Origin of the sequence: Staphylococcus capitis subsp. capitis (genome assembly GCF_040739495.1) — a bacterium.
Taxonomy (GTDB): Bacteria; Bacillota; Bacilli; order Staphylococcales; family Staphylococcaceae; genus Staphylococcus; species Staphylococcus capitis.
Window position 1 is genome coordinate 1,867,512 of the sequence record NZ_CP145263.1, and the last position, 23,991, is coordinate 1,891,502.

At 30.1% G+C, this 23,991-nt stretch carries 35 protein-coding genes, 2 pseudogenes and 1 riboswitch; of the genes and pseudogenes, 18 read left to right on the forward strand and 19 right to left on the reverse strand.

The features are described 5' to 3' along the window. Positions 1–8: 8 nt before the first annotated feature. Positions 9–1,316, reverse strand: coding sequence for a Fe-S cluster assembly protein SufD (gene sufD / locus V6C74_RS09220; RefSeq protein WP_103175562.1), 1,308 nt, complete (start codon positions 1,314–1,316; stop codon positions 9–11). A gap of 100 nt (positions 1,317–1,416) precedes the next feature. Beyond that, a complete protein-coding gene (gene sufC, locus V6C74_RS09225) occupies positions 1,417–2,178 on the reverse strand; it encodes a Fe-S cluster assembly ATPase SufC (protein WP_002452802.1) in 762 nt (253 codons plus the stop codon). 323 nt (positions 2,179–2,501) lie between these two features. On the opposite strand from sufC, the gene V6C74_RS09230 reads away from it, so the two are divergent. Then, entirely contained in the window at positions 2,502–3,359 is an 858-nt protein-coding gene (locus V6C74_RS09230) for a DUF368 domain-containing protein (protein ID WP_049388666.1), read from the forward strand. Positions 3,360–3,438: 79 nt separating this feature from the next. Here the strand turns inward: V6C74_RS09230 and V6C74_RS09235 are convergent, their stop codons facing one another. Next, positions 3,439–3,627 carry a CsbD family protein gene (locus V6C74_RS09235; protein ID WP_002433364.1) on the reverse strand — a complete coding sequence of 63 codons (189 nt, stop codon included), beginning with the start codon at positions 3,625–3,627 and terminating at the stop codon, positions 3,439–3,441. Between the two features lie 164 nt (positions 3,628–3,791). Here V6C74_RS09235 and V6C74_RS09240 point away from each other — a divergent pair, with 164 nt between their 5' ends. Then, a complete protein-coding gene (locus V6C74_RS09240) occupies positions 3,792–3,947 on the forward strand; it encodes a hypothetical protein (RefSeq protein ID WP_002452801.1) in 156 nt (51 codons plus the stop codon). A gap of 54 nt (positions 3,948–4,001) precedes the next feature. Here the strand turns inward: V6C74_RS09240 and V6C74_RS09245 are convergent, their stop codons facing one another. From V6C74_RS09245 to V6C74_RS09275, 7 genes are all read right to left on the reverse strand, one after another. Continuing rightward, positions 4,002–4,814: a MetQ/NlpA family ABC transporter substrate-binding protein gene (locus V6C74_RS09245; protein WP_002452800.1), complete on the reverse strand. Its 813-nt coding sequence runs from the start codon at positions 4,812–4,814 to the stop codon at positions 4,002–4,004. 20 nt (positions 4,815–4,834) lie between these two features. Beyond that, complete coding sequence (locus V6C74_RS09250) at positions 4,835–5,530, reverse strand: methionine ABC transporter permease (RefSeq protein WP_002452799.1); 696 nt, start codon at positions 5,528–5,530, stop codon at positions 4,835–4,837. After that, entirely contained in the window at positions 5,523–6,548 is a 1,026-nt protein-coding gene (locus tag V6C74_RS09255; RefSeq protein WP_016898825.1) for a methionine ABC transporter ATP-binding protein, read from the reverse strand. The genes V6C74_RS09250 and V6C74_RS09255 overlap by 8 nt, the downstream gene beginning before the upstream one ends. Before the next feature lie 88 nt (positions 6,549–6,636). Next, positions 6,637–6,739: riboswitch (SAM riboswitch) on the reverse strand. A gap of 57 nt (positions 6,740–6,796) precedes the next feature. Then, on the reverse strand, positions 6,797–7,093 hold the full coding sequence (locus V6C74_RS09260) for a thioredoxin family protein (RefSeq protein WP_002452797.1): 297 nt from the start codon (positions 7,091–7,093) through the stop codon (positions 6,797–6,799). After that, on the reverse strand, positions 7,086–7,472 hold the full coding sequence (locus V6C74_RS09265) for a toprim domain-containing protein (RefSeq protein ID WP_002452796.1): 387 nt from the start codon (positions 7,470–7,472) through the stop codon (positions 7,086–7,088). Before V6C74_RS09265 ends, V6C74_RS09260 begins: the two co-directional genes overlap by 8 nt. Positions 7,473–7,954: 482 nt before the next feature. Further along, complete coding sequence (gene gcvH / locus V6C74_RS09270) at positions 7,955–8,335, reverse strand: glycine cleavage system protein GcvH (RefSeq protein ID WP_002452795.1); 381 nt, start codon at positions 8,333–8,335, stop codon at positions 7,955–7,957. Between the two features lie 171 nt (positions 8,336–8,506). Next, entirely contained in the window at positions 8,507–8,860 is a 354-nt protein-coding gene (locus V6C74_RS09275) for an arsenate reductase family protein (protein ID WP_002452794.1), read from the reverse strand. A gap of 142 nt (positions 8,861–9,002) precedes the next feature. Between V6C74_RS09275 and V6C74_RS09280 the strand changes: the two genes are divergently transcribed. Continuing rightward, a complete protein-coding gene (locus V6C74_RS09280) occupies positions 9,003–9,326 on the forward strand; it encodes a thioredoxin family protein (RefSeq protein WP_002452793.1) in 324 nt (107 codons plus the stop codon). A 69-nt stretch (positions 9,327–9,395) separates the two neighbouring features. Here V6C74_RS09280 and V6C74_RS09285 read toward each other — a convergent pair whose 3' ends face one another. After that, the gene (locus tag V6C74_RS09285; protein ID WP_002452792.1) at positions 9,396–9,938 is read right to left on the reverse strand and encodes a nitroreductase; all 543 of its coding nucleotides are present in this window, start codon (positions 9,936–9,938) and stop codon (positions 9,396–9,398) included. 78 nt (positions 9,939–10,016) lie between these two features. Next, positions 10,017–10,739, reverse strand: coding sequence for a type I 3-dehydroquinate dehydratase (aroD, locus tag V6C74_RS09290; protein ID WP_002452791.1), 723 nt, complete (start codon positions 10,737–10,739; stop codon positions 10,017–10,019). A 169-nt stretch (positions 10,740–10,908) separates the two neighbouring features. On the opposite strand from aroD, the gene V6C74_RS09295 reads away from it, so the two are divergent. The 3 genes from V6C74_RS09295 to V6C74_RS09305 all read left to right on the forward strand — a co-directional run bounded on the left by V6C74_RS09295 (position 10,909) and on the right by V6C74_RS09305 (position 13,043). Then, a complete protein-coding gene (locus V6C74_RS09295) occupies positions 10,909–11,331 on the forward strand; it encodes an organic hydroperoxide resistance protein (RefSeq protein WP_002452790.1) in 423 nt (140 codons plus the stop codon). A 401-nt stretch (positions 11,332–11,732) separates the two neighbouring features. Further along, the gene (locus tag V6C74_RS09300; protein ID WP_002452789.1) at positions 11,733–12,239 is read left to right on the forward strand and encodes a GNAT family N-acetyltransferase; all 507 of its coding nucleotides are present in this window, start codon (positions 11,733–11,735) and stop codon (positions 12,237–12,239) included. Positions 12,240–12,425: 186 nt separating this feature from the next. After that, complete coding sequence (locus V6C74_RS09305) at positions 12,426–13,043, forward strand: LysE/ArgO family amino acid transporter (protein ID WP_002452788.1); 618 nt, start codon at positions 12,426–12,428, stop codon at positions 13,041–13,043. A gap of 61 nt (positions 13,044–13,104) precedes the next feature. Here the strand turns inward: V6C74_RS09305 and V6C74_RS09310 are convergent, their stop codons facing one another. Further along, positions 13,105–13,689, reverse strand: a complete 585-nt coding sequence (locus tag V6C74_RS09310; protein WP_002452787.1) for a histidine phosphatase family protein — start codon at positions 13,687–13,689, stop codon at positions 13,105–13,107. A 212-nt stretch (positions 13,690–13,901) separates the two neighbouring features. On the opposite strand from V6C74_RS09310, the gene V6C74_RS09315 reads away from it, so the two are divergent. Then, entirely contained in the window at positions 13,902–14,138 is a 237-nt protein-coding gene (locus V6C74_RS09315; RefSeq protein ID WP_002452786.1) for a hypothetical protein, read from the forward strand. On the opposite strand, the gene V6C74_RS09320 is transcribed toward V6C74_RS09315, so the two are convergent. Continuing rightward, on the reverse strand, positions 14,130–14,333 hold the full coding sequence (locus tag V6C74_RS09320) for a sterile alpha motif-like domain-containing protein (protein WP_002452785.1): 204 nt from the start codon (positions 14,331–14,333) through the stop codon (positions 14,130–14,132). The genes V6C74_RS09315 and V6C74_RS09320 overlap by 9 nt on opposite strands. 437 nt (positions 14,334–14,770) lie before the next feature. Here V6C74_RS09320 and V6C74_RS09325 point away from each other — a divergent pair, with 437 nt between their 5' ends. The 3 genes from V6C74_RS09325 to lnsA all read left to right on the forward strand — a co-directional run bounded on the left by V6C74_RS09325 (position 14,771) and on the right by lnsA (position 15,987). Then, positions 14,771–15,028: a hypothetical protein gene (locus V6C74_RS09325; RefSeq protein WP_016898827.1), complete on the forward strand. Its 258-nt coding sequence runs from the start codon at positions 14,771–14,773 to the stop codon at positions 15,026–15,028. A gap of 32 nt (positions 15,029–15,060) precedes the next feature. After that, entirely contained in the window at positions 15,061–15,246 is a 186-nt protein-coding gene (locus V6C74_RS09330) for a hypothetical protein (protein ID WP_002452783.1), read from the forward strand. Positions 15,247–15,402: 156 nt separating this feature from the next. Then, positions 15,403–15,987, forward strand: coding sequence for a lipoprotein N-acylation protein LnsA (gene lnsA, locus V6C74_RS09335; protein ID WP_002452782.1), 585 nt, complete (start codon positions 15,403–15,405; stop codon positions 15,985–15,987). Between the two features lie 58 nt (positions 15,988–16,045). Here lnsA and V6C74_RS09340 read toward each other — a convergent pair whose 3' ends face one another. Both V6C74_RS09340 and V6C74_RS09345 read right to left on the reverse strand, forming a co-directional pair. Next, complete coding sequence (locus tag V6C74_RS09340) at positions 16,046–16,279, reverse strand: hypothetical protein (RefSeq protein WP_002433190.1); 234 nt, start codon at positions 16,277–16,279, stop codon at positions 16,046–16,048. 131 nt (positions 16,280–16,410) lie between these two features. Further along, positions 16,411–17,019, reverse strand: a complete 609-nt coding sequence (locus tag V6C74_RS09345; protein WP_002452781.1) for a GNAT family N-acetyltransferase — start codon at positions 17,017–17,019, stop codon at positions 16,411–16,413. Positions 17,020–17,199: 180 nt separating this feature from the next. Between V6C74_RS09345 and V6C74_RS09350 the strand changes: the two genes are divergently transcribed. The 3 genes from V6C74_RS09350 (at position 17,200) to V6C74_RS09360 (ending at position 18,599) form a co-directional block, all read left to right on the forward strand. Then, on the forward strand, positions 17,200–17,946 hold the full coding sequence (locus V6C74_RS09350) for a poly-gamma-glutamate hydrolase family protein (RefSeq protein WP_002452780.1): 747 nt from the start codon (positions 17,200–17,202) through the stop codon (positions 17,944–17,946). A 120-nt stretch (positions 17,947–18,066) separates the two neighbouring features. Then, entirely contained in the window at positions 18,067–18,351 is a 285-nt protein-coding gene (locus tag V6C74_RS09355; RefSeq protein WP_002452779.1) for a hypothetical protein, read from the forward strand. A 23-nt stretch (positions 18,352–18,374) separates the two neighbouring features. Beyond that, positions 18,375–18,599 (forward strand): hypothetical protein, encoded by a 225-nt coding sequence (locus tag V6C74_RS09360; protein WP_002452778.1) that lies wholly within the window; start codon positions 18,375–18,377, stop codon positions 18,597–18,599. Positions 18,600–18,907: 308 nt separating this feature from the next. Here V6C74_RS09360 and V6C74_RS09365 read toward each other — a convergent pair whose 3' ends face one another. Both V6C74_RS09365 and V6C74_RS09370 read right to left on the reverse strand, forming a co-directional pair. Then, positions 18,908–19,642, reverse strand: coding sequence for an SGNH/GDSL hydrolase family protein (locus V6C74_RS09365; protein ID WP_002452777.1), 735 nt, complete (start codon positions 19,640–19,642; stop codon positions 18,908–18,910). A 128-nt stretch (positions 19,643–19,770) separates the two neighbouring features. Then, the gene (locus V6C74_RS09370; RefSeq protein ID WP_002433447.1) at positions 19,771–19,971 is read right to left on the reverse strand and encodes a cold-shock protein; all 201 of its coding nucleotides are present in this window, start codon (positions 19,969–19,971) and stop codon (positions 19,771–19,773) included. Between the two features lie 231 nt (positions 19,972–20,202). Between V6C74_RS09370 and V6C74_RS09375 the strand changes: the two genes are divergently transcribed. Beyond that, positions 20,203–20,876, forward strand: a protein-coding gene (locus V6C74_RS09375; RefSeq protein ID WP_229716909.1) for an IS6 family transposase whose coding sequence is annotated in 2 segments (ribosomal slippage) — positions 20,203–20,407 and positions 20,407–20,876 — 675 coding nt in all. Because the reading frame shifts where the segments join, the coding sequence is not laid out codon by codon here. A 132-nt stretch (positions 20,877–21,008) separates the two neighbouring features. On the opposite strand, the gene V6C74_RS09380 is transcribed toward V6C74_RS09375, so the two are convergent. Continuing rightward, the gene (locus V6C74_RS09380; RefSeq protein ID WP_002452554.1) at positions 21,009–21,176 is read right to left on the reverse strand and encodes a hypothetical protein; all 168 of its coding nucleotides are present in this window, start codon (positions 21,174–21,176) and stop codon (positions 21,009–21,011) included. A 303-nt stretch (positions 21,177–21,479) separates the two neighbouring features. Between V6C74_RS09380 and V6C74_RS09385 the strand changes: the two are divergent. The 4 genes and pseudogenes from V6C74_RS09385 to V6C74_RS09400 all read left to right on the forward strand — a co-directional run bounded on the left by V6C74_RS09385 (position 21,480) and on the right by V6C74_RS09400 (position 23,985). After that, a pseudogene (locus V6C74_RS09385) lies at positions 21,480–22,349 on the forward strand (replication initiation protein). A 411-nt stretch (positions 22,350–22,760) separates the two neighbouring features. After that, complete coding sequence (locus V6C74_RS09390; protein WP_029625776.1) at positions 22,761–23,564, forward strand: hypothetical protein; 804 nt, start codon at positions 22,761–22,763, stop codon at positions 23,562–23,564. A 21-nt stretch (positions 23,565–23,585) separates the two neighbouring features. Then, a pseudogene (locus V6C74_RS09395) lies at positions 23,586–23,736 on the forward strand (RepB family plasmid replication initiator protein); the annotation flags it as partial. Between the two features lie 105 nt (positions 23,737–23,841). Next, on the forward strand, positions 23,842–23,985 hold the full coding sequence (locus V6C74_RS09400) for a hypothetical protein (RefSeq protein ID WP_002477837.1): 144 nt from the start codon (positions 23,842–23,844) through the stop codon (positions 23,983–23,985). Positions 23,986–23,991: the final 6 nt, after the last annotated feature.

A 23,991-nucleotide genomic window follows, 5' to 3' on the forward strand; every position in this document is an offset into this window, starting at 1 on the left:
TTAAAGATTTATTTAGATACTTTACGTTCAATAACTTCTCTTAATTGACGTTTAACGTCTTCAATTGGTAATTCACGAACCACTGGGTCTAAGAAACCATGTATAACTAGACGTTCAGCTTCAGTTCTTGAAATACCACGACTCATTAAGTAATAAAGTTGTTCAGGGTCAACTCGACCTACTGATGCAGCGTGACCTGCTTCAACATCATCTTCATCGATTAATAAGATAGGGTTAGCGTCACCACGTGCATTTTCAGATAGCATGAGTACACGTGATTCTTGATTGGCAATAGATTTAGTACCGCCGTGTTTAATATAACCAATACCGTTAAATACTGAAGATGCATTTTCTTTCATTACACCGTGTTTTAAGATGTAGCCGTCAGTTTCTTTACCATACTGAACAATTTTAGATGTTAAATTAATTTTTTGATCACCTGTACCAACTACAACAGATTTCAATTCACTTGTAGAACGGTCACCAATTAAGTTAGTAGTGTTATCAATAATTTGACTACCTTCATTCATTAAACCTAATGCCCATTTAATAGAGGCATCTGCTTCAGTTGTGCCACGGCGAATAATGTGACCAGTAAAACCTTTATCTAAGTAATCTACAGAGCCGTAAGTGACGTTTGAATTAGCTCCTGCAATTACTTCTGAAACAATGTTAATTTGATTATCTTCACCATTAGCGTTTGATAAATAGTTCTCAACGTAAGTAACTTCTGCGCTTTCTTCAGTAACAAGAATAACGTGATTGTAGAAACTTGCATTATCATCATCGTGAAGTACAACGTATTGAATTGGATGTTCAACTACAATATTCTTAGGTACATATACGAATATACCACCATTCATTAACGCTGTGTGTAGCGCTGTTAAACGGTGTTCATCAATATCTACAGCTTGAGTCATATAATATTTTTGAACTAATTCACTGTGATTGACCAATGCTTCATGTAAACCTTCAATAATTACACCATCATTCTTAGCTTGCTCTGACACTTGACTATAAGCTAAATCATTATTGTGTTGAATCACTAAGTTTTCAGAGTTTTCAATATCAATGATTTGTTTTACTGATTCTGGTAATTCATTTAGGTTTTCGTATGCACTGCCTTTTGTTTCATGTTGTTTAAATGTATCAAAGTTCCATTTTCGTAATTTTGTTTTATCAGGTTTTGGCATTTCTAAAGTTTCTGTTAATTTCAACGCTTTTTTACGTAGTTCTGTCATCCAAGAAGGTTCATTGTGCGCTTTTGAATAATCAACAAGTTGTTCTTCAGAAATGTTCAAAGTTTCAGTTGTCATAACTTTCTTTGCCTCCTACTTGATGAAATATATTTTTGCTTAGTATGTTCATTTTCATCATTAAAAGTGAACATCTCATTGTAATAAGTCTTATTGACGACTATTCAGCTGCACCAAAGTCTTCTTTAACCCATTCATAACCTTCTTCTTCAAGGCGTTTAGCTAGTTCAGGGCCACCAGATTTAACTACTTTACCACCATACATAACATGTACTTTGTCAGGAGTAATGTAGTTTAATAAACGTTGATAGTGCGTAATCATTAATGCACCAAAGTCTTCACCGCGCATTTGGTTAATTCCTTTAGATACAACTTTTAAAGCATCGATATCTAAACCTGAATCAATTTCATCTAAAATAGCGAATTTTGGTTCTAACATCATTAATTGTAGAATTTCGTTACGTTTTTTCTCCCCACCAGAGAAGCCTTCATTTAAATAACGTTGAGCCATATCTTGATCAATATCTAAGAAATCCATCTCTTTATCCAATTTCTTGATAAATTGCATTAAATTAATTTCTTGTCCTTCTTCACGTTTAGCATTAATAGCAGAACGCATGAAATCGGCGTTTGTCACACCAGTAATTTCTGAAGGATACTGCATTGCTAGGAATAAACCTGCTTTAGCTCTTTCATCAACTTCTAATTCTAAAATATTAACGCCGTCTAATAATACTTCCCCTTGTGTCACTTCATAACTTGGGTGTCCCATGATTGCAGATGATAATGTTGATTTACCAGTTCCGTTAGGTCCCATAATTGCGTGTATTTCTCCTGTATTAACAGTTAAGTTTACACCTTTTAAAATTTCTTTATCCTCAATAGACACATGTAGGTCTTTGATTTCTAATGTTGATGACATTTATATTCCCTCCGTAAAATATAAAGTTTTCTTAACTAGTTTATAATAATTTTAATGTGTAGTCAAAAAGACTTAGTGAATTTCAATTCTCTTTATTATAACGCACTTAAGCACTAATATAAACTTTTTAAACCGTTTATTTAGATTAATTCTTTAAATAAAATTATTTTTATTTATCTCGTAAAATTTCATTAAATGATAAAGATGTGCTTAATTTCTCAATAGCCAATTTTTAGACATAATAAAGGTTTTCTTTCCCTAAAATTTGAATTTTGTGATATTATGCAGTTTAACCTTTAAATCTTTAATGAAAGGAGCTATTCATGAACAACTTCAAATGGATGAATATATTTAAAGGTTTTGGCATGGGTACGAGTGATTTAATTCCTGGTGTAAGTGGCGGAACAATAGCTTTACTACTTGGTATCTATGATGGGTTTATAAGTTCTATAAGCGGGCTGTTTTCGAAACGTTTTTGGCCAAGTTTCAAATTTTTACTTCCTATTATAATAGGAATGGGTTTAGCCATCGCTATATTAAGTAACTTATTTAACTATTTATTAAGCTATCACGAGATTCCGACCATGTTTTTTTTCACAGGATTGATTATTGGAATCATTCCATACTTACTAAAGATTTCTAACTTTAAGCGAACGTTTGAAACTAAACACTATCTAATGATTGTATTGGGAATTTTTATTTTGGTCATTATTACACTTTTAAATAATGGTGATAAACATTCTGGCGAAACATTAACTTTATCTTTTGGTCTTATTATTAAATATTTTATAGCTGGTATATTCGCCTCAAGCGCAATGTTATTACCCGGAATTTCAGGATCGTTTATGTTATTAGTATTTGGTGTTTATGGTACAGTTATGTTTTCAATTTCTGAACTCATGAAATTAAATTTCGCAGCATTACCTATCTTAATCATCGTTGGTTTAGGTATATTGACGGGATTTATGTTGTCTAGTCGTATTATTCAGTATTTCTTACACCATCATACTACGATGACGTTCGCATTGATCATTGGCTTAGTGATAGGTTCAATTTATGCAGTTTTCCCAGGCTATCCTGAAAATGGCTTAGCGTGGATAACTTCACTTTTAACAATGATTATTGGCTTTGTTGTTAGTTTTACCTTAGGGCAAATCACAGCAAAGTCTGAAAATCATTAGGTTTTACTTTATCTAAACAAAACAAAGCCCTCATGTACGTTACAGTACTTGAGGGCTTCTTTGATGCAACTAGATAATCTTATTTATCGCCTTTAAATTTATCAATTACATCGTTTGCTTTTTCTTTAGCGTTATCAACAACTTCTTTAGCTTTACCAGAAGTTTTATCTTCTTTACCTTCTTGTTCTAAATTTTTATTATCTGTAGCGTTACCTACTGTTTCTTTAATATTACCTTTAGCTTGTTCAAATTTATTATCTTCAGCCATTGTAATTTCCTCCTTTTGACTTTTATCTTTATAATTTATACCCTCTAAAATCTGAAATAAACATCTTTATACCGTTAATAGCTTAATTTTTATTTTAAAAAGATTGCTTTATACTTTGATTGTCATATACTAAAAGTATTAAAAATGATTTAAGGAGTGTCATTATGAATTTTGTTAATATTACATCTATGAGTGAAAGTGGACTCAATAAGAAAGTAAATCGTTTTTTAGAACACAATCCAAATATAGAAATTCTAAAATTTGATTATCAAATGGGATATGGTGGTGTCGGTGTAGGTATTCTATATAGAGCATTATAAGATTTAATTAAAAAATCACTCTCCTAACGCATACGTTAAGAGAGTGATCTATTGTTACTTAGCCGGTACTACTGCACCATCATATTTTTTATCGATATAATCTCTAATTTCTTTAGATTGAAGTACTTCCATTAAAGCTTTAATTTTCTTATCGTCTTTATGTCCTTTTTTAACTGCAATTAAGTTGGCATAAGGATTATCTTTAGCTTTTTCTAAAGCGATAGAGTCTTTTTTAGGACTTAATTTTTGATCAATTGCGTAGTTAGAATTAATGATGACTGCATCAGCTTTTTGGTTTTGATAAATTTTTGGTAAGTATTCAGCTGATTGTTTGTTATTAAATTTAATATCTTTTTTGTTTTCTTCAATATCGCTAAATTTAGCGTCTTCAATCTTAACGCCTTTTTTAAGTTTAATTAAGCCTTCATCGACAAAGAATTTTAAGAAACGTCCTTGTTCAGCTGGGTTATTTGAAACGTAGACAGTTGCACCCTTAGGTAGATCTTTTAAACTTTTGTATTTTTTAGAATAAACTGCCATAGGTTCTAATTCTACATCTCCAGCAGATTCAATTTTGTATCCTTTTTCTTTACTTTCAGTTTTTAAATATGGAGTATGTTGGAAGAAGTTCGCATCAATTTCACCTTTATCTAACAATTTATTAGGTGTAGTGTAATCGTTAATTGTTTTAATCTTTAAGTCATAACCTTTTTTCTCAAGTAATGGTTTTGCTTTCTCTAAAATTTCAGCGTGAGGTGCTGGTGACGCACCTACTGTGATTGTTTTTTCTTTGTCACCACCGCCACCACAAGCAGCTAAAGCAACTGTTAATGCTAAAACTAAAATAATACCTAAAATCTTTTTCATTGAACCTTATCCCCTTTTCTTTAGCGTTTATCAATTTTATTTGTAAGCCAATCCCCAAGGAATTGAATTATAAATACAATAATTAAGATGAATACAGTAGAAACTAATATGACATCATTTTGATTTCGAGTAAATCCTGTTAGGTATGCTAAGTTACCTAAACCACCTGCACCAATCACACCAGCTATAGCAGTTGAACCAACCAAAGCAATAGCAGTTACTGTAATACCTGAAACTAAAGCTGGCATCGCTTCAGGAAGTAACACTTTTCGTACTACAGTCCATGTGTTAGCCCCCATTGACCAAGCCGCTTCAATTACACCTTTATCAATTTCTTTAAATGCAATTTCTACTAAACGAGCATAGAATGGAGCTGCACCGATTATGAGTGCAGGTAATGCACCTGTAGGTCCGCTAATAGTACCTAAGATGACGCTCGTAAATGGTATAAGTAATAAAATTAAAATAATGAATGGTATTGCTCTAAATAAGTTGACTATAAATGAAACAATTGTATAGAAAATTCGAGCTGCCGGTGAATGACTTTTCGCAGATAGGAAAAGTAACACACCCAGAATCAAGCCAAATATAAAAGCAAAAATAGTAGAAACAATTGTCATATAAAGCGTTTCTAAGATAGCTTGCCAAACATCCGGCCATTGAACGTTAGGCATTGTAAACATTTCTTGAAAAATTTCGCCATAAGACTTACCCATGTCTCAACACCTCCACATTCACACGTTGTTCATGAAGATCATTTTTAAAATGTTCAAAACTATCATTATTAATATGTGGAATATGAATGACTAAGAACCCTATAGAACCATTTCTAGTATTTTTAATATTCGCCTCAAGAATATTTACATCTATATTGTGTGTTTTCGTAATGTACGAAACAATAGGTTCGGTCGTATTATCACCAGTAAAGTTTAATCTCACTATGTAAGAATCACTCGCTAATGGTTCTAATTCATCTAGAGACTCTTCGAAATCATCATTTAAATCATCTTTGACGAACCGTTTTGTAACTGAGTGTTGAGGATTCTCAAACACTTCACTTACTTTGCCTTGTTCTATAACTTTACCGTTTTCCATTACTGCTACTTCATCACAAATGCGTCTAATCACGTGCATTTCATGTGTAATTAAAACGATAGTAAGATTCTGTTGTTCTCTTACCTTCAGTAATAAATCTAAAATTTCATCAGTGGTTTGAGGGTCTAAAGCACTTGTAGCTTCATCACATAATAAAACATCAGGATCATTTGCTAGTGCTCTAGCAATACCTACTCTTTGTTTTTGTCCCCCTGATAACTCTGATGGATAAGCACTTTCTCGTCCTTTCAAACCTACCAATTCTACAAGCTCAAGTGCTTTTTGCTTCGCTTTATTACTAGGTACGCCTGCTATTTCTAGCGGGAAGGTAATATTTTTTAAAACGTTTCTTGACCATAATAAGTTGAAATGTTGGAAAATCATACTTACTTTTTGACGTTTTTTACGTAACTCTGATTTAGATAACTTACTAATATTGTCCCCATCAATAATTACATCTCCTGAAGTTGGAGCTTCCAAGTTATTGAACATTCTTATTAGTGTACTTTTACCAGCACCAGAGAAACCAATAACGCCAAAAATTGAGCCTGATTCAATATTTAAATCAACGTGATCAACTGCAAGAACATCTTTGTTCTTAGTATGATATCGTTTAACAATTTGATTTAACTCAATCACGTTAATAGCCTCCTTAAATTGCATATGTAAATTAAAAAATGCTTTCTCAACTTATAGAGAGTTGAGAAAGCATTCAAAAATCTTCTTTCTCTCATCTTCTAAAGTTGAACTTTATGTGAATTGGCACCATTTCTATATCAGACGGTTGCCGGGCTTCGTAGGGCACATCCCTCCACCTCTCTCGATAAGAGTTGTCGCATCATTTAATTTGTATTAATCCTACCATCGTACTAGAGTTTCGTCAATAATTATTTTAAATTTTCTAACAAATAAGGAACTGACTGAAACGCATAAATTCTATTTTCCTCTTGATCCTTATTCATTACCAATAACACAGGAACTGACATTATTTCTTTTTCTTTACTAAAATCCGGATGGAAATTTAAATCTACTTTCTTAATAGGTAGCTGAACGATATCGTTAGCAATATCTAACATTCTTTCAGAGACCTTACAAGTCCCGCACATAGGAGTATATCCGAATATAAGATGTTTATCTTCATTATAGTTTTCTGTTATATCTTCGAGATCGATTGTACTACTCATTAACTAAAACTAACCTTTCAGTGTTTAAATTAGGCATTAGATTCTTCTCTTTCCGCACCGCGAAACCATATCTATTTAAAACATTAGCTAAATAGTTTTTAGGACATTTAGCTACTTCACAGTATGTTTTATCAACATATATATGTTCACTTTCACTTAAATATCGCTTAAACCATTTTCTAATTTTTTCTCCTTCATCATCAGAATCTGCAAGAACATAAACTTGTTTGCCATAAAGTGATTCTATCATATCATCGATTTTATCTATACTCATGGTCCCATGGGTACAAATAATACTTACTGGTTCTGCAATAACTTGTTGCACGCGTTTCTTATCCGACTTACCTTCAACAATGATAACTTTATTCACAATAGTCATGTCAATCCACCTTCTAAGAGTCGATAGTTAACTGTCACTTACATCATTCACAGAATCCTCAAAAACTAAACATTTTAGAAACACTTAGCATTTTTAATGCTTAGTGTTTCTTATGCATGAGCTTTAGCTCAGGCGTTCCTTAATTCACTTAGCATTTTTAGTGCTTAGTGTTTCTTATGCATGAGCCTTGGCTCAGGCGTTCCTTTACTCACTTAGCATTTTTAAGGCTTAGTGTTTCTTATGCATGAGCCTTGGCTCAGGCGTTCCTTTACTCACTTAGCATTTTTAAGGCTTAGTGTTTCTTATGCATGAGCCTTGGCTCAGGCGTTCCTTTACTCACTTAGCATTTTTAAGGCTTAGTGTTTCTTATGCATGAGCCTTGGCTCAGGCGTTCCTTTACTCACTTAGCACTTCAGTGCTTAGTGTTTCTAAGGTAATCTAAAAAAACTCCTTGATTATATAAATCGAGGAGTTTAAACATACTATTCACCAATCATTTCAGAATATTGCTCTGCTGATAATAATTGATCTAATTGACTTTGATCACTAATTTCTACTTTAACCATCCATGCTTTTTCATATGGTGATTCATTTACAAATTCAGGACTATCTTCTAATTCTTCGTTAACTTCAACGATTTTACCTGAAATAGGCGCATATAATTCAGAAACAGTTTTAACTGATTCAACGCTACCAAAAGTATCGCCTTCATTTAATTCTTCATCTTTTTCAGGTAATTCAACGAATACGATATCACCTAATTCATTTTGAGCATATTCTGTGATTCCAATAGTAGCTACATTATCTTCTACTTTGACCCATTCATGTTCTTTAGAATACTTAAATTCGCTCGGTACTGCCACGAGAATCCCCTCCTAATTATTAATTACATTTTAATGATGCCACACTGATATTATTCAATCAACTAATATCTAAAAGATTTAATATGATAAAATTCGTGTTTATTTATGTAAAATAACATATTCGCATCATTTCAGTTTATAATGTTCACTTTTAAAATAAATATTTAAATACTATAACCAAATATCTTTATACTGATCTTCTTTAAATCCTAAAGTGATTTTTTCTCCAGAGATAGCTAATGGACGTTTTACCAACATTCCATCAGATGCTAATAAATCTAATTTTTCATCATCTGACATGTCTTTAAGTTTATCTTTCAAATTAAGTTCACGATATTTAGCGCCATGAGTGTTAAATAATTTATTAACTTCAACACCTGTTTTCTCAATAATATCTTCAAATTCTTTTTTAGTTGGTGTATGTTGTACGATATCAATAGGTTCATAGCTCACACCATATTCATTTAAAAATTTAGCGGCTTTCTTACAAGTCGTACAATTTGAATATTGATAAAATTTAATCATTCGTTTGTTACCTCCTTCTCTTTATTAAGACAAATATATCATTTTCTTTAAGAAAACGCTCTACTTTTTAAGCTAATATTTTTATAAAAAAGATATCATTCGTTATAATAAATTTACTAATGACGAAAAGGAGCATATAACGATGCAAGGTATTCATAAAACAGAAGACTTTAATTCAACAATAAATAGTAAAGAACCAGTTATTATCAAATTCGAGGCAGATTGGTGCCCAGATTGTAAAGCAATGGATATGTGGATTGACCCTATTACAGAAAAATATAATAACTATGATTGGTATGTAGTTGATCGCGATGAGTTAGAAGATGTTACTACTGAAAATGATGTTATGGGTATACCAAGTATTTTGATTTTCCAAAATGGTGAAAAATTAGCGCATTTACATTCAGCTAATGCGAAATCACCAGAACAAGTTGAATCTTTCCTAGATGAAAATTTAAATAAATAAAATTAGAGCTTTCTCTACAAAATTATAGTAGAGAAAGCTCTTTTATATACTTTGTTGAATTTAAAATGATTACTCGAACTTAGTAATTAAATTTTTATTCTTACGTTTAGCTTTAGTTGGCTCAACTTCTAAATCTGTTAAATACATGAAACCAGCTAACATTTCATCGTCTTGAATATCCAAAGCTCTACGCACTTTAGGTTCAAAAATATAGTGCGGTGACTTCCAACACGTACCAATACCCGCTTCATAAAGCAACAGCATTAAGTTTTGGGCAAACGCACCAAATGCAAAGTAATTTTCTCTATTTTGTCTTTGTCTAGGATCACCTTTCAAGATGAGTAGTAATAATCCACCTAAATTTGTAACTGCATTATAATGGTCTTCTCTCTTTTCAGGATGATCTGGAAATGCAAATCGAGTGATGTCATGACTAAAATCACCTAATTTATCCTTTGAAACATGAACGACTCTCCAAGGTTCACGCATTCCATGATTTGGAGCGTCTGTAGCTTTTTCGATAGCATCATATAATGCCTTATCGTCAATCACCATATCATGTTTAAATTTTTTAATACTTCTTCTATTAGATATAGCTTCTTGTAATTCCACTTTAATTCGCTCCTTCTACGTTCGTTGATAACAATTATCAATTATAAGTCACAAAACTATTAAATTCAACTTATTCGTTTATAATTGATAAAATTCAAGTTGTTGTTTCAAAGCCTTTACATGAATCTGACCAGGAGCTTGCGGCTCACCCAAGCAACCGTATGTAATTGATCCTCCAAACACCCCTTGTGCAACGCGACTTACTAAACCAAGATGAGACATAGATATCCCGATAACTTTATAAGGAATATTATCAGAGGTCACACTCATCGCTTCTAATAAATGCAGAACATCCTCTTTGTTATTTGGCATTACTGCTAGTTTTAAATATTGTGGTGCTAATTTTTGCATTTTGAAATAAATGAATTTAATCTCCTCTAACGTTGGAGTTTCTTGAAAATTATGATGCGATAACACTACATGTAAATTTTTTTCTTGAGCGTCACTGATTATTTGAGCATATTGCTCTATATCTATAGCTCCGCTCCATTCAATATCGAGTAATTCAAATTGAGCATATTCTATCAATAGCTTAAGAATATTAACATATTCTGTTTCTTCAATATTTCCTTTACCACCTTGATTATAGGTACGATAAGTCACTAGAATCTTAAAATCTAAATTTAATCCTCTTAATTGTTGAATTACAGCACCAACATTTTGAATAGTAAAGTGCGCCCACTGATCTATACGTAATTCTACAATATCTATATAGTCTTTATTTTTTATTATTTCGTCTAAACATCTTTGTGTTATTGTTTCCTCTGGAGAAATTGTGACTGCAACATCTACTTGTGTCATGGTATCCCTCGATTCATAAGAATGATATTAAGATTATTTTATATTAATTTATTTATCACTTACAAATGATGTTTAGGAGGTTGATTTTCAATTTAAAAATTCAATCATGATTTAAAAAATCTACCTCCGGGTACTATAAGAATATATAAAGATTTAGGAGGTAATAATAATGGCAGTTCAATATGAAACTAAAGCTACAAACGTTGGTGGACGTAAGGGACATGTCCATACTGACGATAATGCAATTAATGTTGATGTATTACCACCTCAACAAGCTGATGGGAATGCTACAAATCCTGAGCAATTATTTGCAGCAGGATATGCTTCATGCTTTAATGGTGCGTTCGACCTTATCTTAAAACAAAATAAAGTTCGCGACGCTGAACCAGAAGTTACGCTTACAGTCCGTTTAGAAGACGATCCTAACGCTGAGAGTCCAAAATTAGGTGTGGACATTGATGCAAAAGTGAAAAATGTTTTATCTCAAGAAGATGCTGAGAAATATTTACAAGATGCACATGAATTCTGTCCATATTCAAAAGCAACTCGCGGTAACATTGATGTCAACCTAAACGTAGAAGTTGTCGACTAATCATTCGTCACATCAATTAAATATTTAAGTGTTAAGTTAAAGCTACCAACATTGTTATAGAATTGTTGGTAGCTTTTTTTCATCTTCTAAATGGTTCATTTGTACAAAAATTTTTGAGTTTAAGTTTAATTAAAATTTTTTATTAAGATTCAGTAAACATAATTGTTTATTTACACTATCTGATAAAATAGTATGTAGTTAAACCCTTTTTAAATATTTGTATAGATGAAGTTTCAAAATAATATTTTTATAATTTGAATTTCCGCATAATTAAATTACTACAAATGCTTTTTGTTAATATAAAACGATTATTGCGTATTTTTAATAATTCTTTTATTATGTATTTGATAAGTATCTTTATCTAAAGATATAATATATTTTCTTTGAACCTGGAGGTCAACATGAAAAATATCCGTGTATTAAATATTGATGATTTAGAATCTTATAAAGAATTAATGTCAAACGGCTATCATAATTATGCTTGGGATCAATTTTATTTAGAACATGTTACTGAAGAGTGTTTGAAATCTATTCTCTCGGAAGAAACTAAGTATTTAAACGTTTTCGGTGCATTTGACAATGATCATCTTGTTGCAACATGCACATTAAAACAAATAAAATTTGTTGGAAAGCGTCATAAAGCGGTTTTAGAGAATAATTTTGTAAAAGATAATGATGAAATAATTAATAGAGAACTCATTAATCACATTATTGAATTCGCTAAAACACAAGGTATTGAAATGTTGATGACCACAATCGCTTCAAATAACATTAGCGCTAAAATATTTTTCAGTTCACTCGGGTTCGAAAATTTAGCTTTTGAAAAAAATGCCAGTAAAATTGGTGACGAATATTTAGATGAAAACTGGCTAATTTACTACATTTCTGAAATTCCATCAAACTCTTAATGAAATATACTCTAAACATGCGTACATGGGGTATTAAAGATTTATACCCTATCTACGGGAGTATGTTTCCTCTACAATCTAACTTTTCTATTCATTTTTAAAAGCTATTGACATTGTGATTTTTATCAATTATATTGATTCTAAATTATCAGAATTTTCATCTTTTTAAAGACTGGCGATGATATTATGAGCGAAGCAATAATACACGGTTTTCTATTAGCTATAGGATTAATTCTACCCTTAGGCGCACAAAATGTTTTCGTGTTTAATCAAGGAGCAAATCAATCTAAGCTAATTAAAGCTTTTCCAGCAGTTATCACAGCTGGAATATGCGATTCCATACTGATTAGCCTAGCAGTTATCGGTGTCTCTTTAGTACTTATGTCACTACCTCTATTACAAATCGTAATCTACATAATTGGACTTATTTTTTTACTTTATATGGCGTGGACACTTTGGAATGCAAACCCTGATCCTGTTAAACAAGAAGGTGGACTCTCAACAACACAACAAATAAGTTTTGCTTTATCTGCCTCTCTATTGAATCCACATGCAATTATGGACACTATTGGCGTTATTGGTACAAATGCGTCTACTTACGAAGGTAATGACAAATTTGCTTTTACTTTGACATGTATATTTGTTTCATGGCTCTGGTTTATCATCTTAGTTTTATTAGGTAGAACAGTTGGAACTATTGATAAATCAGGTAAATTATTAATGGTGATAAACAAGTTATCTAGCATTATCATAATCATTGTTTCAATAATAATAATTAAAAAATTATGTCAACTTCTTTTTTAATGCAAATAAGCTCAAATCCGTATTAATTTACCGATATATATACGGATTTGAGCTTATTATTCTATACGCTCGGGTTAATAATTTCTATAAATCTAAAATGATTACCATCATATTCGAATTTTAAGATATGACAATTACCTATATCATAAGTGCTGCCTTCTCGCTTGCCTAATACCTTTCTAATAAATAAACCAATCGTACTACCATGACTTACTGCTAAGGCTGTTTGATTTGTTTGATTAACAATGACATCTTCTAGCGTTTCAAAAACTCTAGATTCCACCTCTGATTTTGATTCGCCACCAAATGGCACTACATGATCACCATATAAATTTTCTGGCTCTTTAATTGTCTTCAGTAATTCAATACTTTCCCCTTCAAATAGACCAAAACCCCATTCTTTAATACCTTTTAATCTTTTATAATTTTGATTGGGCACTGCATTTTCTAAAGTTTCACAAGCACGTTCTTGTGATGAAGAAACTAACGTATCAAAAGTTATATGATGTTTTTCAAAATATTCTTTAGCAGACTGTGCTTGCGCTACTCCTAATGCTGTTAATGGTGAATCACTAGCCCCTTGAATTCTCCCTTTTAAATTAAAAACTGTTTGACCATGTCTCATTAAGTATAATGTTTTAGTCACATTAACCACCTCTTCACTACAATGACTTACTTTTCCTATTTATGGGATTCCTTCAACTTCTTTTTCAATATTCATTTAATCACTATGAAAATGAGATGTAAATAACTTCTAGTAATATACAAATTTGTTTAAATGCATATTAAATAGTTTGAAATTTGTGAGTATGGGTATAACTTAACATCAGATTTACATTTACTAAAGGAGTGTCTATAATGGATAGTCATAATCAATGCAATTATGTAAATCCTAATTCAGTCTCATTAGATTGGGAATGTTTTATTATTAGTAAAACTGACATGCTATTAGATGGCGTTCCAAGAGAATTGATTAATGCATGGTTAGATAAAGATCTTATCGAACCTTTTTCTATTAGAAATAACGAAGTTAATTTTAAAACTAAAGATGTATGGAAAGCGCTTAATACCCATAATTGGTATTACTCAAATTAATTTATATAAACTAATTGCTCTATTCGTACTTTCAATTAACTGATGATCTCTATAGTGATCTAGCACATATGCTCGAATGACTTTATTATTTTTTTCTTCTCGGGGAAAATGGATATCATCTAAAATGTAATTTGCTAAACTACCTAAAGGTGTATCATCATTTAAAAAACCTAAAATAAAATCATAAAAGGTCATTTCCTCTCAACCCCTTTTACTTATTAATAGCTAAGTTATATAGTCTTACTTTTTATCATACCAAATTACTCGAGATTGTCTATGTGCAAAATTTTACTTTTGCACTTTTTTTGATATACTTTTTTAAAATTCTTCACATATGATTACATTAAAAATATATTTCACAATCGAAATTATTTCCTTTTAGTAATAATTTGTTATTAGATTTCTTTTAAATTTTTATGTCATAAATGACTCCAAATCTTCAATATGACTTTGTATCATTTACAAACAAAGTAAACCTTCTAATTCATTTGTTTTACAATACCTCGTAATTATGAGTAAATTAAAATGTAAATTGTATATAATTAAAAATAATTGATTTACCTGTGAGTATTTAATGATATTATAGTATGTAAAAGATTTTGTGCTATACGTGTCTAATGAGGTGGCCACCTATGAAAGTATTTAGTATCAATGTGATTAATATTATATTAACCATATTATTTGTAGCCTTTAATGTGCTTATAACATATAACGCTAATGTTGATAATCAACTATGGTTGATACCAGGACTATGTATTTGTGGCGTCGCTTTATTCACTAGTCTAATCATAGCTATTATTTACACTGACTTACTAAGCGAAATATTATTTTTCATAAATATTGTATTAGCACTTTACTATATTTATCCTATTTTTTACGACTTCTTGTAATTAAGTAACTTTTAGATAAGGAGGGAATAAATGTGAGTTTGCATTTTCAAATATTGTTGTGGCTAGCAATTATATTTATTGTCGCTGGGGCTATAATTTTGACAATCATGCTTAAAACTAAGAAAGCAGAAAGAAAAGAATCTTATTTAGGATTTACTGTAATATTCTTGATTTTTGGATTCGCTATGCTTATTTACACACTGATTTTTGGGTTATAAGTAAGGTTTAAGTAGAATAATATTAATTTTAGCTAAGTCTTTAATTATTGACTTAGCTTTTTTATATGCTTTTTAAAAATGAAGTTTATTTTACATCAACAGTCATTTATTATAATAATTAATTTAGTATATTAATTTAAGGAGTTTTCACTACAAATGAAAACAAAATATAAGCTAATCATGTTATTAATAGCTTTGTTTATAGTACTTGCAACTTTATTTTCAATAAAAGTTTTTAATAAAGACAAAGAATCTTTCGAAACCATCAATACTAAAGACTTTAAGCTTCAACCTGGCGATATTATAATTACAAAAGGACCTGTATTATTCGGTTTCTTTGGTCATTCAAGTATAGCCATCGATGAAGATACTGTACTTCAAATCGAAGGGCCTGGCGATAAACCTATAACAGAATCCTTTGAATCATATCAACGTCGTTTCGGTACTGGAAAGGACGATTGGATAAAAGTGTATCGTAGTGTAAAACCAAATGCTGGCCAAAAAGCAGCAAATTGGGTGAAACGTAATTATGAAAATAGTGATAGTCGTTATCTTGTTACGCTGAATTTGAAAAGTCAAAAATTCACTTATTGCACTAAAATAATTTATCAAGCTTATAAATATGGCGTAGATAAAAACGCCGTGAGTGATCATGGATTATATATCATTTCACCATATGCATTAAAGGACAACTTTACTCATGACTATCGTTTAAAGTTAGTTAAAAATATTAAAAATTGAACCCTCCATAAAACAAAGTGAGCGACTCACCTATTGTTCAAGGAGGGTTTTTAGAAAGCTAAACTTCTTTAAAATAATTAACGAATTGTTCATTTCTATCTAATAAATCTAAATAAGAAATTGAGCTAAATGGGATAATTCGCGTGCAATTCTTAAGTGGATAGATGATGATTTCATTTTCATAATCAACGTGAATATCATTCTCTAATACGATTTTCTTATTCCCAACGACCACTGCTACTGCTTTAAAACTATCATCATTCAAATATCTTCTCAATAATTCTTTATCCATAACAACATCACATCCCTTTATTATAAAAATAGCACATTATTGTTAAGGGAGTGTGAAAACAATCTAATTATTTAATTAATTCATAATATTTTTAGAAAATATTGCTATAGTGTGCATGTGACTTAGAGCGTTCACTTAAGATTTTTTCTCATTTTAAATAAATAAAATGGCGATTGGTTGATTTCTCCTACAATTGAAAAGCCAAATTTCTTATAGACACTCAGAGCTTTCTTATTATCTTGAACTACTGTTAGTGATAATTTGTCAAAACCATTATTTATAGCAAGGCGCTCAGCAAATTTTAATAATTTTGTTCCAACGCCCTTACCTCTTGCTTCGGGAAGAGTTGCAAGCATACTCACATGAAATTCATCTTTCTCTCCCTCATCCATTGTAATTAAAGCATATATTTTTTTGAGATTGGATAAAATAATTTTTAATGATTTCAATTTTTTCATTTTAATTATTTCAATTACAGTTTGACACATTGATTTTTCTAATTTAACTAGAGAAGTACATGTAATGGCACCTAAAACTTGCCCCTCTTCTTTAGCTACATAAGAAATATCATGACTAAATCGGTTCCCCTTCTTTTGCCATAAATGTTGCAACTGTTTATTTAACCGTTCATTCGATGTTTCTCCTAAAAAGACTTGTGCCATTTCATCAATCGCTAAGTGAGTTAATTTTCCTCCTTCCTTATCACTTGATTGAGCGCGTTTAATCTGAATATCCTCCACTTTATCACCTTCGTAAATTATTTTTAAAATAAAAAATACATTGAATTAACAATAATTGTTTACCCTATTAAAGTAAGTTCAATTATTTTTATATAGAAATTAAAAGATGAAATACTTGTTTATTTAATAAAATCATTGTTATCATTTATGAGTTAAATTATTGAAAATAAAGGAGATAAAATGAGCAATAAGGGCAGTCTATATTCAAAACTTTATTATTTAGCTATAGCGTTAATTATCATCGCTATCATAGTAGTGGTTTTGATTTTTTATAACACTAGAAAATCAGCTTCTAAACCCTCAAGCGACCGCTATAGTGATTTCGAAGAATTAAAAAAGAATACTACTAAAAATAAGGATTGGAGAATTGTAACGAAATATAGAAAGGATAATAATATTTTACTTACAGCCATTCACGGTGGCGGCATAGAACCAGGTACAACTGAACTTGCAAGACGTGTATCGAACGTAGGTAAATATAACTTTTATTCATTTGAAGGTATACGTAAACATAATAATGATCAACTTCACGTGACTTCAATGAATTACGATGAACCAAAATTGATTAAAATGTTAGAAAAATCTAAGGAAACAATCTCTATCCATGGTTCTTCCGGAGATGATCCTATCGTGTATATAGGTGGTAAAGATACCAAAATGTCAAAATCTATTGCAAAGGCATTACGTAAGAAAGATTTTACTGTTAAAGAAAGTCCGAAAGAACTTAACGCACAATCTGATGATAATTTTGTAAATAAAAATGATACAGATTCAGGAGTACAACTTGAATTAACCACTGCGCAGCGTGAGGAATTTTTCAAGCATCATAAACTAGACTCAACAACCCGAGGTAATCCTAAAAAATATACTAAAGATTTTTATAAGTTTGCTAACGCTGTAGAAAAAGGTATAAAAAGAGCTAAATAAATCTTAAATCATCTTCTATCTACACATAGAAATTTTATTAAAAATCATTCTTTTTAGCGTTACTACAAGTACGTATCTAGGGTATAAAGTGATATGTATTTTGTGTGGAGGGATAAATTTATGGATGAACTAACTAAAGAACAAAAATATACAGTCGCTAAGTTTTATAAATTATATATGGAACGATCAAATGAAGGATTATCTGAAGAACAATCTAATGACTTTAAAGATTCCGTAACTACTCAAGATGATTACTTCTGTGACCGCAAATATGATGATTTTATTCATAACTGTAAAGTGCTTATAGACGAGGGCTACCTAGAAGGAAATATTGAAGGTCACACAATATATAATATTAAATTAACTACCAAAGCTTTTACAGAAATTGAAAAAAGCTTTGGTTAATATTTTTAGTAAGGTGATTTTTAATGGATAATTGGAAAATTGATAATCATTCAAGTCGTAAATTTTTAATTCAAAAAAATGATGGTGAATTATCAATTGTAGAACCATTAGATAATGGTGCGTTTAAAATACTTGCTGAAATTAATTTATCTAATGAAAACGATGTAAATATTTATGACAATAATTTGTATGTTTCAGTGAGATTAGAACAAGAAGAAATTAGTATATTTGATATTCAAAAAATGTGATCTTAAAAATTGTGATAATTCTATATTTAATGAATTATCAATTTATGTTAACAAAACTTTAATAATCATTTTATTATTGTTAAACGAATAAAATAGCCATAAATATAGTTTTATGGTAATCTATATGTGTTGCACTCTGTGAGTGTTTAACATTACTTCTTGTTGTCGCCGTACAGACTTTAATTTTCGTCATTATTAAAGTACTGTACAGGCGATTTTTTATTTGTAATAAAGACAAAGCTACTCAAAAAATGTTCTTTTTGCTCTAAGTCATAAGAAATAAAAAAAGCTGCACTTTGCAGCTCTTCCTATAATATCTCATCTAATTGTTTTACTAAAATAGGCGTATACAAGTAACGGTATCCTTTTTTGGTTGGATGAGAATCATCTGCCATCATTTCTTTATCACTTTTAGCTAATTTATTAAGTTCATCATTATTATAAACATCAATAATATGTATATCCCATTTTGTTTTAAGCCGATAAAGATGATTAACTAATTGCTTGTAAGTCACATCATTTTCTCTAATACAAGTATAAAAAATGACTGGACAACACCATTTAGTCTGAACATACTTAATAATATATTCAATCGCACCTAATGTTGTCTCAGTATCAAAACTTTCAAGATTAAAAGACTGACTCATTTCACCTATTTCATAACCAAATCTTGCATCATTAGTAGATAACTGACATACAACAGCATCAATTTTGGTATTCACAAAGTTTAATTTTCTTAGTCGATTTAAATAACTATTTTTATTTTTTCCAGCTAATGTTGTTCCAGATTTAGCCTCTTTAATTCCCTTCACTTCATATTCTGTTGTAAGATATTCAACAAAAGAAATCCCTTTCGAAGCCGCCCCATAAGTTATAGAAGATCCTAAGAAGATTATTTTTTTCCCATTAAGATTATCGTCATCTTTTTTCATATCAAGTTTGGGATTATAATAGTCTTTATTACCATTGATTATATTGAAAATATTTTTTAAAGACTTCAACATAGTTGGTACTTCATTCAATAACATTTTTGCTTTATACATGTACTCCTCCTTATATTTATATATCCGTAAAATTTACTATTTTATATATTTTATCATTTTATTAGATTATGGCTATTATTTTTTTACAAATTAAAAAAGCCCTCCTAAGAGCGCTTAAAAATTTATAATTACATTTTAACAACGTTTGCTGCTTGTTCACCACGTTCGCCTTCAACGATGTCGAATTCAACGTTTTGGCCTTCTTCTAAAGATTTGTAACCGTCTTCTACGATTGCTGAGAAATGAACGAATACATCTCCACCATTTTCTCTTTCAATAAATCCAAAGCCTTTTTCTGAATTAAACCATTTAACTGTACCGTTATTCATATAGAATACCTCCGTGTGCTATTGCCCTAAATATTTGTAACAAATCCATTAATTAAAAGAGAATATTCTATAAAAATAATTCCACAATCAACTTCACGTTCTTTATTACTTAATAACCACTATACGCTTATTTTGAAATAAGTAAAGTCTTTTCCATGATTTTATTAAATTAATTGGTTCTGTTGCAAAGTTGAATTTATAGTATAATTTTAACAAAAAGGAGTCTTCTGTATGAACTATTTCAGATATAAACAATTTAACAAGGATGTTATCACTGTAGCCGTTGGCTACTATCTAAGATATGCATTGAGTTATCGTAATATATCTGAAATATTAAGGGAACGTGGTGTAAACGTTCATTATTCAACGGTCTACCGTTGGGTTCAAGAATATGCCCCAATTTTATATCAAATTTGGAAGAAGAAGCATAAAAAGCTTATTACAAATGGCGTATTGATGAAACGTACATCAAAATAAAAGGAAAATGGAGCTATTTATATCGTGCTATTGATGCAGAGGGACATACATTAGATATTTGGTTGCGTAAGCAACGAGATAATCATTCAGCATATGCGTTTATCAAACGTCTCATTAAAAAATTTGGAAAACCTCAAAAGGTAGTTACAGATCAGGCACCTTCAACGAAGGTAGCAATGGCTAAAGTAATTAAAGCTTTTAAACTTAAACCTGACTGTCATTGTACATCGAAATATCTGAATAACCTCATTGAACAAGATCACCGTCATATTAAAGTAAGAAAGACAAGATATCAAAGTATCAATACGGCAAAGAATACTTTAAAAGGTATTGAATGTATTTACGCTCTATATAAAAAGAACCGCAGGTCTCTTCAGATCTACGGATTTTCCCCATGCCACGAAATTAGCATCATGCTAGCAAGTTAAGCGAACACTGACATGATATATTAGTGGTTAGCTATATTTTTTACTTTGCAACAGAACCGGTTATTTTAAAGAAAAGGAGTGCGCAGTAGTTTAAACTACTGCGCACTTTGTATCACATGTTAAACCTTTTAATTACTTAAGACCTGCTGCTGTTAAGAAAGCATCGATTAATTGTGCACCATTATTGACAATATCTGAAGCACCATTTCCAAGGAAGTGTGTAATTGCTTCTTTGGCACCAGATACAGATCCGAAAATGTTACCAATTGCTGAACCTAAATTTTGAAATTGTTCTTGCATGACAAATGCCTCCTAAAAATAGATTTTATGAAGTTTTATATCGCTTCACACCTTAAATGTAATAAACTTTAGAGACAATGTCAAAGATTTAAAATCATTATGTATTATATATTTCTTAGTAAAAGTCCAAAATACAAGAACCAAAAAATTCTTTAGAAATACCATAACTTAAGTAAACTTAATATTAACTGCTTTATATTGAACTTTTTAATATCTTTTTATAAACCTTTTCAAATATGATTTAATCCTTAGAGCGACAGCAAATTTCATAACATAAAAATAATGATCTTTTTGGAGTGATATATGTCGAACGGAACTGTTATTTATCATAATGAAATGAATTTGGTTCCTTTGAGAAAATTTACTTCTGTTGAAATAGATTTATTTTTCGCTATGTGTAATAAGCTAAAAGAACAAGATACTAATAAATTATATTTAAGTTTTGAAGAACTTAAATATTTAAGTAATTATAACTATGAAACTAGAAATCTTAATCGTTTTATTGGAGATTTACAAAATATTTATAAAAAGATGCTCGAGATAACTTATCGAAGAGAAGATGAGGATGTAATAGAGTTTTTTGTACTTTTCAATCACTTTAAAATTCATAAAACGGAGAAGTATCTTGAAATTTCCACTAATCCTGACTTAAAGTTTGTTTTAAATGATATTACTCGTAATTTTACAAAATTCGAATTAAAAGAACTGACTAATTTAAAATCTTCGTACTCTAAAACCATGTTTCGCTTACTTAAACAATATAAACATACTGGATATTTAAAATTATCAATGGAAGATTTTAGAACTCGATTAGACGTATCAAAGTCTTATCAAATGTGTGACATTACTAAACGTGTATTAAAGCCAATATCTAAAGAGCTTACACCTATTTTTAATAATCTTAATATTAATAAAGTTAAAGCTAAAAAAGGTCGAAAAATTGAATACTTAGAATTTATCTTTGACGCTGAGAAACGTATTTACAACAAACGACAACCACAAATAACTAATATAGGTAAGTCGCGCTAATATACTAATCGTGAGAAAACACCTAGATGGCTTGAAACTGGTTTATATAAGGGACAACATGCTCATACAGACTATGACCCTCAATTAAAAAAAGATCGAGAAGCATTTCAACGTCAATTAGAAGAAAAATGGGAGGATAATTAAAAACTACATGTAGCAAAAGTAGTTCTTAAGAGACTCAACCTCTTGATATAACAAGGAAATTAAATTTTATCTCATGGTTTACAACAAAAATGACTTTAGGTAAGACGTTTAAATGCCTCTATACCGTATCCTATCATAAAAGATTTATTATTATATAATATATAAGATATTTAAGAAAAACAACATTCAATATACTTTTTATACATGTCTATACTAAACAATTGCATATTTAATACAATACTTATAAATACACTTGTTAAAATTGCGTTTCACTATTTACATTTAAATTCTCCTATACATTTACAGCTATTAGTCTTTTTTGACTATGTATTTTTATGGCATGCTCCAATTTTAAGTACTATCTTTCTCTGGTATCATGCTTTATATAGCAAATAAAGAAGAGGTGTGAAAATGGGTATAGCAGGTGTATTTGTAATTTGGTTGTTTCTTACTATATTTTTTATTATTGAATTCATACAATGCATTATTAAGGGAATAGTTTTTCCTGTAGAAAGTCTATGGATGCTAATAATATTATGGTTTATTGTGTTTATGATTATTGTTGGTTTTATTTTATATAGAAAGTCTACACAAAAAAGGTTTTCAAAAGTTTTAGAAAATGATTATTCTAATAATTTTAATAATTATAGGGAAGGAGAATATTTTTATCAGTCTCCTTTAATAACTTTGGATAGCCAATATATTACAATTCATGGTAATAAAAAAATGTATTATGTACCTAATTTTAATAATTTTTTACAAAAGTGGATGAGTATAACGGGATTTTTCCCATTGTTTGGAGTTTTTTTAAAATCAAACGATAATATAGTCAAAATTCAACGTTTTAAATTATGGTCACTACGACCACATTACCAAGTTTTTTTAAATGAAAGCAAAATTGGAGTACTAAAAAGACAAAAATTAGTTACAGAAAAAGGAATGACTCAACAGTTACCTTACATATTTTATACAGAAAATGAAGAATATAAATTTAATAATCCATATTTAAGTTTAAATACTGTTATTAAAAGTGGAAAAGAAGAAATATTAAATGCACATAGAAGTTTTTTCGATTTATCGAAAAATCAATTTACTAAACAACGAGGAGAAAAGCATAATATTGAAGTTGAAAGTCGGATTAATAAACCTTTTCCTGATGAAGTATGGATTGCTTTATATATCCAAATTATGATAACTAAACGTACAAACAATTAAACAAAAATAAAATCTTTATTGTCGCACCAATATATCAATCGTGAAAAAAAACACCTAAATGGTTAGGCGAAAAGATATATAAACAATCCCAAGAGTTACATAACGAAGATGCAAATTAAGACAAGATCGAGAGGCATTTCAACGTCAATTAGAAGAAAAATGGGAGGAATAATAATTTAAATGAGCTACATATATATTTTATTCTTATTTCCATTAATAATGGGATTTATCGTATCAATAAAAAAGAAAAAACATGACTAAGGAGAAATAAAAAATTATGAGTAATAAATATAATATACATCCAGTACTATATATAGGCGGATTTGCGGTATTTTTTAGTTTTATATTTGGATTTCCTGTAGGGACATTAATGGGGCTAGCTATAGGAATAGGAGTTAGTAAAAAAAATGAAAATTTGTAAAAGAGT